Annotated in this window: 7 protein-coding genes and 1 pseudogene; 2 read left to right on the forward strand and 6 right to left on the reverse strand. The window is 60.3% G+C overall.

All coding sequences use genetic code 11. The features are described from left to right. Window positions 1-11 precede the first annotated feature (11 nt). Window positions 12-2,462, reverse strand: a complete 2,451-nt coding sequence (gene rnr, locus Q0349_RS04665; protein ID WP_298079717.1) for a ribonuclease R — start codon at window positions 2,460-2,462, stop codon at window positions 12-14. Between the two features lie 28 nt (window positions 2,463-2,490). Next, entirely contained in the window at window positions 2,491-3,129 is a 639-nt protein-coding gene (locus Q0349_RS04670) for a DedA family protein (RefSeq protein ID WP_366916277.1), read from the reverse strand. A 387-nt stretch (window positions 3,130-3,516) separates the two neighbouring features. On the opposite strand from Q0349_RS04670, the gene Q0349_RS04675 reads away from it, so the two are divergent. Both Q0349_RS04675 and Q0349_RS04680 read left to right on the forward strand, forming a co-directional pair. Further along, window positions 3,517-4,614: a hypothetical protein gene (locus tag Q0349_RS04675; RefSeq protein ID WP_298079719.1), complete on the forward strand. Its 1,098-nt coding sequence runs from the start codon at window positions 3,517-3,519 to the stop codon at window positions 4,612-4,614. 82 nt (window positions 4,615-4,696) lie between these two features. Beyond that, on the forward strand, window positions 4,697-5,782 hold the full coding sequence (locus Q0349_RS04680; protein ID WP_298079720.1) for a hypothetical protein: 1,086 nt from the start codon (window positions 4,697-4,699) through the stop codon (window positions 5,780-5,782). Between the two features lie 293 nt (window positions 5,783-6,075). Here the strand turns inward: Q0349_RS04680 and Q0349_RS14070 are convergent, their stop codons facing one another. The 4 genes and pseudogenes from Q0349_RS14070 to Q0349_RS04695 form a co-directional block, all read right to left on the reverse strand. Beyond that, window positions 6,076-6,225: a hypothetical protein gene (locus Q0349_RS14070; RefSeq protein WP_366916275.1), complete on the reverse strand. Its 150-nt coding sequence runs from the start codon at window positions 6,223-6,225 to the stop codon at window positions 6,076-6,078. A 72-nt stretch (window positions 6,226-6,297) separates the two neighbouring features. Beyond that, window positions 6,298-8,244 (reverse strand): TonB-dependent siderophore receptor, encoded by a 1,947-nt coding sequence (locus Q0349_RS04685; protein WP_366916276.1) that lies wholly within the window; start codon window positions 8,242-8,244, stop codon window positions 6,298-6,300. Window positions 8,245-8,358: 114 nt separating this feature from the next. Continuing rightward, complete coding sequence (locus Q0349_RS04690) at window positions 8,359-9,345, reverse strand: iron chelate uptake ABC transporter family permease subunit (RefSeq protein ID WP_298079721.1); 987 nt, start codon at window positions 9,343-9,345, stop codon at window positions 8,359-8,361. 125 nt (window positions 9,346-9,470) lie between these two features. After that, a pseudogene (locus tag Q0349_RS04695) lies at window positions 9,471-10,370 on the reverse strand (iron chelate uptake ABC transporter family permease subunit); the annotation flags it as partial. Window positions 10,371-10,481: the final 111 nt, after the last annotated feature.

Raw genomic sequence — 10,481 nt, forward strand, 5'->3', positions numbered from 1 at the left:
GCTAACCGCCCCTACGGTTTGCGCTTTTGTGTTTTGGTTGCAGTAGTTTTTTTCGCTTTTGTCGATTTGGCTTTAGCCGTTTTGACGGGTTTCGCCGTTTTCTCTGCTTTTTTCGCCGCCTGTTCCCGTTTTTCTGCCTTGGTCGGCGGGGTGGCCGTTTTTTTCACCGTGGTTTTGCTTGTTTTTTTATCTGTCGCTTTTTCTGCCTTGGCGACAATCGCTTTTGCCACTTTTTTCGCTGTCTTTTTGCTTTTGCCGCTTTCGTGCAGTGCCTTGCCTTTATGCGACAGCAATTCAAAATCGATTTTGCGGTCGTCAATATCGACTTTCGCTACCTGGATTTCTACCGCATCCATCAGCGCGAAGCGGTAGCCGCTGCGTTCGCCGTTCAGGGTAAAGGTTTCGGCGTTGTAGTGGTAATAATCATTGGTCAGCGCCGAGACGTGTACCAGCCCGTCAATGTAAATATCGTCCAGCGTAATGAACAGACCAAAATTAGTAATGTTGGCAATGCGCCCCGTGAAGGTTTCGCCAATGCGGTGGCTCATAAATTCGCATTTAAGGAAATCCATCGCGTCGCGTGTCGCTTCATCGGCGCGGCGTTCGGTCATCGAGCAATGCTTGCCTTTCTCTACCATGCTTTCCGCGCTATAGCGGTAATTGTCGCGGCTGCCGCCGTGTAATTGGTGACGGATGGCGCGATGCACCAACAAATCGGGATAGCGGCGGATAGGCGAGGTAAAATGCGCATAGTGCTCAAGGGCGAGGCCAAAATGCCCCCGGTTTTCCGGGATGTAGATTGCCTGACTCATGCTGCGCAAGACCATGATTTCTATCTGCGCGAAATCGGGGCGGTCGCTGCATTGCGCCAGCAAGGCGGAAAATTGTTCCGGCGTGGCATTATCCAGCGAACCCTGCCATTTAATGCCGCGCTTGCCGAGAAAATCTATCAGTTTGCCAAGTCGTTCGGCGCTGGGATGGTCATGCACGCGGTAAAGCGCCGGCAATTTGTGGCGACCAATGTATTTGGCGGCGCAGATATTGGCAACAATCATGCATTCTTCAATCAGACGGTGCGATTCGAGGCGGTCGCGTGCCTTGATGGTTTCAATCTTGCCTTCGCTGTCGTAAATAAATTCCGGCTCGCTGGCATGGAAATCAATGACGCTGCGCGACAAGCGTGCCGCCCGCAAAATATTGTAAACATTTTTCAGGTTATCCAGCGGGCGTTTTAAGGCGGCAAAAGATTCGCGCAACAGGGTATTATCGAGGAATAGTATTTCTTCGACCGTTTCGTAAATCAGGCGCGCGTGAGAATGAATGACGGCATCGTGAAAGGCGCTGCGCTTGATGCTGCCATCCGCCGCCAAAGTCATTTCGCAAACCATCGCCAGACGGTCAACATCGGGATTGAGCGAGCATAAACCGTTCGATAATTTTTCCGGCAACATCGGAATGACGCGGTCGGGAAAATAGACCGAAGTGCCGCGATTGTAAGCCTCAATATCGAGCGGGCTGTCCGGCTGCACATAATGGGCGACATCGGCAATGGCGACATAAAGGCGGTAATTCTCGCCGCGCTTTTCCGCATAAACGGCATCATCGAAATCGCGTGCGCTAATGCCGTCAATAGTGACAAAAGGCAAATGGCGTAAATCCAGGCGCCCTTCGTAATCGCTGTCGCGCAGCGCATCGGGAATCGTCTCGCATTGCGCCCGCACCGCTTCGGGAAATTCCGCCGGAATATTGTGGTTTTCAATGGCAATATCGACTTCCATTCCCGCCGCCATCGCCTCGCCCAATACCGCGACCACCTTGCCAATTGGCTGCTGGTAGCGCGACGGATAGGCGGTAATTTCGCCAATAACCACCTGCCCCGCCTTGCCGCCGCCGAGTGCGCCCGCCGGAATAATCAGGCGGTGGGTCAGGCGGCGGTTATCGGGAATGAGCGACCACACGCCCTGCTGCACCGTCAATTTGCCGACAATGCGCTTTTGCGCCCGCTCTAGAATTTCCACCGGCGCATAATCTTTGCGCCCGCGTTCATCGACATCCTTGACGCGGGCAAGGATTTTGTCGCCGTGCATCAATTCCGCCATATATTTGGGCGGAATAAAACCGTCCGCTTCGCCATTCTCCGGGCTAAAGAAACCATAGCCTTCCTGATGGGCGACGACGAATCCGGCCTCCAAATCCATTTTGCGGGCGACGCCAAACCGTCCCTGACGGTTGCACATGAGTTGCCCCGCGCTCAGCATTGCCTTTAGGCGGAATTGCAGCTTTTCGCCTTCGGCCTTGTCCATGCCAAAGGCACGGGCAATTTGCGCGAAAGTCAGTAATTTGCCCTGCGCTTCCAGCCAGTTCAAAATAAATTCGCGGCTGGGCAGGGGATTGTCGCCATATTTTTGTTGTTCGCGCGCGTAAAAAGGATCAAGGGCGCGCCATTGTTTGGCATCAGACATAAATAAACTCCTTCAATAAAGTGGCGCGTCAATGGCGACGCGCCCGGATAATTTCAATTATGGCGGGAAGGATGGAAATGACAATAATGGCGAGCAGAATCAGCGTCAGGTTCTCTTTAACAACTGGCTGCTGGCCAAACCAGAATCCCGCATAAGAAAACAGCGCCACCCAGGCGATACCGCCGATGACGTTAAAACGGAAAAAGCGGCCATAGCGCATATGCCCCATGCCCGCGACAAAGGGAGCGAAAGTGCGGACGATGGGAACAAAGCGGGCGAGGATAATCGTCTTGCCGCCATGTTTGGCATAAAACGCTTCAGTACGCTGCAAATAGCTGCGGCGGAAAATGCGCGAATCGGGATTGGCAAAGAGCCGCTCGCCGAAGTATTTGCCCATCGCAAAATTGACCGCATCGCCAAGAATGGCGGAGAGCATCAGCGCCAAAGCCATTACATGAATATTCATACTGCCCAATGCGGCAATGCTGCCTGCGGCAAAAAGCAAAGAATCACCGGGCAAAACAGGTGTTACCACCAGCCCCGTTTCGCAAAAGACGATGACAAAGAGAATGGCATAAATCCAGCCGCCGTATTGCGCGCTGAGCTCGGTCAAATGGCGGTCAATATGGAGGATAAAATTCACCGCACCATGCAAGACACCGCTCATAAACAGGGCGGCGAGGATGGCAACAAAAACAAGGGCGGCGATAGTGAGCCAGAGGCGGCTTTTTGGGGTCATGGAGTTGCTCCGGTTATTAAAGGGTTGTTGATAAAATATCCGCAGACGAAACGGGTTGCGCTCATGGAGAAATAACTGGAATTGCCCATACCGGTAATGACAAATACAAAAAATGACGTATGCCCTTGATGGATGAATATTCCGAAGTTCACCATTATCCGTAATGGATGAAGCCATACAGGGTTTGTGGCGCGATGAGCGTGTACATCATAAAAGAAAAAGCTCCTGTTGCGGTGCTTTTGTGCAGGCGTTGTGTGGTACCCCGTGTCGCGCTATATAATTTGCGCCGATTTTTTCAACCTGCAAGGAACCTCCATGAACCGCAACATCCCCGCCATCCTCGTCGCCCTCGCTGCGGGCAGCGCTCACGCCGCCGCGACGTCCTTCGCCGACAGCGTTCCCGAAAAGGCCGACGGCGTGCCACTCGCCTACATCGGCAAGGACACCACCGCCGCCACCGCCTTGACGCTAACCTTCAAGCCCGATGGCGGCCACGACATCGGTGCCATTCCCCAAGGCGGCAAAGTGCAAGTGCTGCTCGCCGATGACAAAGGCAACCATCTGGTCGCCAGCGCATACGGCATTGTCGGCTGGGCGCAGGCGCGCAAGAGCAAGGACGCGGGCGACGAGAGCTTCCCCGCGCTGGAAACCGTCAGCGACAAGGACGCTTACGCCACCGTCCATTACAACCCGCAACTGGCGGAAAAACGCGACGAGCGCTACTACTACAATAACGACAGCGACGACAATCCCGCCGTCGCCGGAACACCCAAACCGAAAAAAACTGACGAAGACGACTACACCGAGACCCGTCACCGCCTGCTTGAGACCGCGCTCAAGCCCGACGGCGCGCGCTACAACGTTGATTGCAGCCCCGGCGTTGAAGGCGGGCCGTACTGCGTCCTCATCCCGGTGGCGAAAGCCCTGCCGAAAAGCGAAGACGGCATCGGTTTCCCCGAAAACCTGACCCTGCCCGGCAACGGCTACATCTATAGCGATGCAGACGACGGCAACCGCTACTTCCGCGCCCGCGAAAAATGGCGCATCAAGGACAACGACCGCGAAAACATCGAACAGCCCTACTACTACCTCGGTGCGGACACCACCTACCAGGGGCGCTGGAGCTACGACGACAGCGGTGAAAAAGAGCCGGAAAACCGTGCCGAACCGCTGAAGCTCACCGACCGCATCGGCGGCGATAAAACCGTCGCTGAAATCGCGCCCGGCAGCAAAATTACCCTCGTCCTCGCCCAGCAGCGTTTCGTTGAACGCGAAGGCGAAGAACTCGACTACGAAGACCGCATCCCCGCCTGGATTCTGGTAAAAACCGCCGACGGCACAACCGGCTGGTTCAACATCGGCGCAGGCGACGGCTTCCCCAATATCGAAGGACTGCACGGCTTCGCCGGCTAAGCCGCCGTACACCGCCCGGATGGCGCGCTGGCCGTCCGGGCATTCGCACAACCCCCTCCGCTTCCCCAAAATAAAGAAAACCATGAACCGCAACACCCTCGCCCTCCTCCTCGCTGTCGCCACAGGTAGCGCCCACGCCGCCGCCGATGCCTTCACCGACAGCATCCCCGCCAAGGCAGAAGGCATCCCGCTCGCCTACATCGGCAAAGATACCCGCGCCGCCACCGCCCTGACGCTCACCGCCAAACCGGACGGCGGCGATGCCATCGGCTACCTGCCCCAGGACAGCAGCGTCCATGTGCTGCTCGCCGACGACCACGGCAACCATCTGGTGCGCACCGACTACGGCATCACCGGCTGGGCGCAAAAAGGCGAAAAACTTGAGGCGGGCAGCGAGGCCTTCCCGGCGCTGGAGACACTCACAGAAACCTTCAACGGCGACACCCTCGCCACCATCCACTACAACCCGCAGCTTGGCAAAAAACAGGACAGCTACTACCACTACGACGCCAATAACAAGGCCGTCGCCGGCAAAGCCCCGGCAGATGCGGGCGACGGCGCCTTCGACTACCACTTCCTGCTCGAAACCGCGCTCAAACCGGGCGGCACCGTATGGAACCTTGCCTGGGCCGACCTCGCCGTGAACGATCTCGGCTATATCAGCCTCAGCCCGAAAAACGATGGCCTGCCCGTCGCCGATGACGAACGGGCATTACCCGCCGACATCACCCTCCCCGGCAACGGCTACATCTACAGCGACAGCGACGACGCCAGCAGCCGCTACTTCCCGGTGTGCGAAAAATGGCGCATCAATGACAAAGAGCCGGTGGCCATCGACCAGCCCTTCTACTACCTCGGCCTCGACAGCACCTATCACAGCCAGTGGCATGAAGACGGCGACAAGCCCGCCGAAAACCGCGCCGTCCCCGCCAAACTGCTCGACCGCATCGACGGCAGCACCGTTGTCGCAGAAATCGCACCGGAGGGCAAAATCACCCTGATACTCGGCAAACAGGAATTCTGCGGCTACGACAACGCCCCGGCGGACTGCGACGACAGCGCCTGGCTGCTCATCAAAACCGCCGACGGCAAAAGCGGCTGGCTCAAAGTGGATTACCGCCAGAACGACGCGCCGAACCTGGAAGGCATCCACGGCTTTGCCGGGTAAACCGATAACCCGTAGGGCGGTTAGGCGAAGCCGTAACCGCCCGCATCCATCCGGCCAGATGATGCCGCATCGCATAAAACAGCAGCGCCTCCGGGCGCTGTTTTTACATTCATCGTAGAGCGTGTGGCGGCGCAGCCGACACGCACGCGGGAAAACCGGCGACGCGTGCGTGCCTGTGGCCACACCCTACGGGTTGCCGAAACGGGCGGTTACGGACTTCGTCCTAACCGCCGCTACGCACTGCTGAAAAGAAACCCCGCCACGGCGGGGTTTTTTATGCGCAGGCGGCGGCTTCAGAATTCGTATTTAAAGCTGGCGCTGATGTAGCGCGGGTCGCCGTAGCCGTACTGGTTGAAGCTGAGCTGGTTGCGGTATTTTTTGTCGAAGAGGTTGTCGACGTTGATTTGCGCCGAGAAGTGGTCGGTGATTTGGTAGCGTCCCATCAGGTTGACCACGGAGTAGCTTTTTTGGCCGTAATCAACTTCTGCGCCGGTCGCCGGGTTTTTGGTTGCCGTCTAGGTGCGGCTTTGCCAGGCAACACCGCCGCCGACGGTCAGGCCGCTGACGGCGGGCACGTCGTAGGTGGCGAACAGTTTGAGTTGTTTGCGCGGGTGGGTGGTGTTGAGTTTTTTGCCCTGGGCGTCTTTGCCGCTCCATTGGGTGTAGCCCGCGCCAAGGCGCAGGTTTTCGCCGATGTTGCCGCTCGCTTCCAGCTCGAAGCCGTTGACTTTTGCGCCTTTGGCGGCGTAGTAGGCGGTGGTCGGCGGGGTGACGCCTATGATGTTTTCGCCGCTGCTTTGTGCGAGGTTGTCCTGGCGGGTGCGGAAGACGCTCGCCTGGGTGTTGAGGCGGTTATCGAGCCAGTTGGCTTTCCAGCCCAGTTCCCAGGTGCTGCCCCGGATGGGGCCAAGCAGGTTGTTGTTGCGGTCGCGCTGGGTTTGCGGTTTGAAGATGTCGGCGTAGCTGGCGTACACGGTCTGGTTCGGGGTGATGTCGTAGGTGATGCCCGCGTACGGTGTCCAGATGGCGCTGTTTTTTTGGCTGAAGGGTTTTTGGCTGCTTTCGCCGCTGCTTTTCCAGTTGCTGACGCGGGTGCCGATGATGGTGCTGAGCTGGTCGGTGATGCGCAGGCGGGTAGCGGCGTAGAGCGCGGTTTCGGTGTCGGTCTGGTCTTGGCTCAGGCTGCGCGTCGTCCAGTTCGGGCGGGGGTAGTTACCGTTCCAGGTGTTGAGGTCGGTTGCGGGCGCGATGCCGTCGTTCGCCCAGCTGTAGGAGCTGCGGTGGTGGCGGTTGTATTGGATGCCGGCGGTGAGTTCGTGTTCTTGGCCCCAGGCCTGGATTTTGCCGTCGGCCTGGAGTTGGATGGTGTTTTGTTTGGCGTCGGTGTGGAATTTGCCCGGCCACGGCGTCCAGTCAAGGCCGTTGCGGTTGACGCTGCCGCCGCTGAAGTAGAAGAGTTCGGAGTCGCCGGTGGCGTTGCGGTGGTCGGCTTTGAGGCTCACGTTCCAGTTGTCATTCAGCGCTTGTTTGCCTTCGAGGAAGATGTTGGTGGTGCGGCTGTCCCAGTATGACCAGTTGGTGCTGTCGCTTTTGCCGCGTTTCCAGTTGGTGAAGCTGCCGTCGGTGTAGGTGACGGGCAGGCCGCCCCACATGGCGCCGTCTTTGTCGTTGCGCTGGTGGCTGATGCCGACGCTGGCGCTGGTGGTCGGGGTGATGTCGGCATCCAGCACGCCGTAGAGGGTGCTGCTTTTGTCTTTTTCGCGGTCAACGAAGGTTTTGCCGCCCTGGTGGTTGGCGATGATGCGTCCGCGCAGGTTGCCGGAGGCGGTGAGCGGCTGGCTGTGGTCGGCGCTTAGTTTGAGGTCGCCGTAGCGGCCGACGCCTGCTTCCAGCGCGGTTTTGCGTTCGCTGCTGTCGGCGTGTTTGCGCACGAGATTGACGCTGGCTGACGGGTTGCCCGCGCCGGTCATGAGGCCGGTCGCGCCGCGTACGATTTCCACGCGGTCGTAGAGGCTGGTGTCAATGACGCTTTCGCCCGCGACCCACGCGCCTGCCCAGTTTACGTTCATGCCGTCCACCTGGTATTTGTCGATGGCGAAGCCGCGCGCGCTGAAGGTGTTGCGTCCCCGGTCAAATTTGCGCACGGAGACGCCGGGCGTGCTTTCCAGGGTTTTGGCGAGGTCGGTGAGGTTCTGGTCACGCATTTGTTGTTGGGTGACGACGCTGACGGTTTGCGGGGTTTCTTGCGTGGAGAGTGCCATGCCGGTGGCACTCGTCATAGTGGGCACGGTGTAGTCGCGCGTGTCTTCGCTGGCGACGCGGCTTTTGTCAGCGGCGATGGTGACGGGCGCGAGGGTGGTGTTGTCGGCGGCGTGGGCGACGCTGACAGTGGCCGCGCCGCAGAGGGCGAGGCGGATGGCTTTTGTAATGTCATGGGGGGTTCCTTGGTTGAGCCCGGTCAATATTCCGGGGTGAGGTGGGTTAGCGCGGGTTGGGATGGGATGCAAGGCGCAAAACGCAGGCAATGTGGATAACCTTGCCAAGTTTTGCAACGCGGCAGCCCGCTCAATCCCGCGCTAATTACGCCCGCAACGGGATGTTGAACGGGCTCTTGGATGGGGTTGCCGCAGGTGCAGCAGGAAGTATCCGCCGCCGAGGAGCGAGGCGAGGACGCCCGCGCCGAGTTCGTAGGGGAAGATGAGGTAGCGGCCAAGCCAGTCGGCGACGAGCATCAGTGCTGCGCCGTAGAGGGCGGCGACCGGCAGTTGTTTGTCGATGCTGACCGCGCCGCTGCGCCGCGCCAGGTGCGGGGTCATCAGGCCGATGAAGCTGAGCGGGCCAACGGCAAGGGTGGCGGCGGTGCTCATCAGCGCGACGAGGACGAGCAGCACGCTGCGGCTACGGCGGACGGCGAGGCCGAGGCTGCCGGCGACGGTTTCGCCCAGCGCCAGCAGGCGCAGCGGTTTCAGGCAGAGCAGCGCGCCCGCGAGCAGGCCGAGTGCGAGCAGCACCAGCAGCGGCGCGGTGTAGGGGCGGGTGTAGTAGGTGCTGCCGGAAAGCCAGCTCAGCACGCTTTGCAGTTGCGGGTTGCCGCTGACCTGTATCAGCGTCATCACGCCGTGCATCAGCGCGGCGATAGCGACGCCGGTAATCAGCAACCACGCCGGTTGCAGGCGGCGCGACAGCCAGAGGATGAGCACGGCGACGATGAGCGCACCGCCCGCGCCCGCGAGCAGCAGGCCGCCGCTGCCGAGCGCGGGGAAGGCGATGAAGGCGGCGAGTACTGCCAGCGCCACGCCGGAGCTGATGCCGAGCACTTCCGGGCTGGCCATCGGGTTGCGCGTCAGCGTTTGCAGCAGCACGCCCGCGCTGGCGAGCAGGATGCCGACGGCGACGGTGCTGAGGCTGCGTGGCAGGCGGTGCTCAAGGATGAGGTCGCCCTGCCAATGCCAGCCCCAGCCGTCCGCCCCGGCGGTAAATCCTTGTCCGCCCCGGCGGTAAATCCTTGTAGCAGCACCGCGAGCGCGGCCAGCGCGGCGAGACCGAGCAGCGGTTTTTGCCACGAAGTGAGTCGCGGCGCGGGTGCGGACGGCGGCTGTTCACGCGCGATGCCCTGGCTTTTGCGCTGGCGCAGTACCAGATAAATCAGGAACGGCGCGCCGAGGACGCCGGTCATCGCCCCGGCGGGCAGCAGGGTGCCGCTGTAATGGCCGATGATATTGAGCAGGCTATCGACGATAAGCAGCAGCAGGCCACCGCTGACGAATGACACCGCCAGCCGCGCCCCGGTCGCGCGCAGCCGCAGCAGGTGGGCGACACTCGCCCCGGCCAGTCCGGCAAAACTGATAACGCCGACGCGGCTCACCACCTGCGCGGTAATCCCCGCCGCCAGCAGCAATACGAGGAGGCGCAGCAGTCCGACCGGGACGCCGAGGCGGCGCGCCTGCTCATCATCGAGCGCGAGCAGGGTCAAGGGGCGCTGCAACAGGGCGAAGGCGACGGCGGCGGCAAGCGTCGTCCAGCACAGCGCGGCGACCGTCGCCCAGCCGTCCTGCAACAGCGCGCCCGCGCCCCAGACCATCACGCCGAGCAGCATATCGTGATAAAACTGGACGATGACGGCGGCGACAGCGGCGAAGACCATATTGGCAATCAGCCCGGCGAGAATCAGCGACAACGCATTCATCCCGCCTGCGCCCGCGACCAGCAGCACCAGCGCGATGGCGGCGACCGCCCCGGCAAAGGCGACTCAAAAACTGCCGAACAGCCCCGCCGCCGGGAAAAAGAGCGTGACCAGCATCAGCGACAACTGCGCGCCGCCAGCGACGGCGAGGGTGCTGTCCGAGGCGAGCGGGTTATGCACGATTTGCTGCAAGGCGCTACTGGCGAGCGCGAGCAGGCCACCGGCGAGAAACGCGGCGACGATTTCCGGCAACACCGCCATTTGCACCGCCGCTCCGGCGATGGGGAGCGCGTCCGGGTCGCGCAACAAATCCGCCCACGGCCATTGCCAGAGCAGCGCCAGCCAGACGGCGGCGAGGGCGAGGGCGAGCAGGGAAAAGAGGGAGCGGGTTTTGCTGGGGGTCATAAATCAGGAAGGGGTTGAGGGTGTCGGGTGATTTACATACAGGTTGAGCGCTCCATGTGTATGTGGCGAATTTACAATTCAAGTGCAACAGCTACAAAAAAAGGCATCCAT

The organism is uncultured Cardiobacterium sp., assembly GCF_938028185.1.
Taxonomy (GTDB): Bacteria; Pseudomonadota; Gammaproteobacteria; order Cardiobacteriales; family Cardiobacteriaceae; genus Cardiobacterium.

Bases quoted from the DNA above. Each gene is read 5' to 3' on its own strand.
- rnr (WP_298079717.1), bottom strand. From the start codon at position 2,462: ATGTCTGATGCCAAACAATGGCGCGCCCTTGATCCTTTTTACGCGCGC.
- Q0349_RS04670 (WP_366916277.1), bottom strand. From the start codon at position 3,129: ATGAGCGGTGTCTTGCATGGTGCGGTGAATTTTATCCTCCATATTGAC.
- Q0349_RS04675 (WP_298079719.1), top strand. From the start codon at position 3,517: ATGAACCGCAACATCCCCGCCATCCTCGTCGCCCTCGCTGCGGGCAGC.
- Q0349_RS04680 (WP_298079720.1), top strand. From the start codon at position 4,697: ATGAACCGCAACACCCTCGCCCTCCTCCTCGCTGTCGCCACAGGTAGC.
- Q0349_RS14070 (WP_366916275.1), bottom strand. From the start codon at position 6,225: ATGGGACGCTACCAAATCACCGACCACTTCTCGGCGCAAATCAACGTC.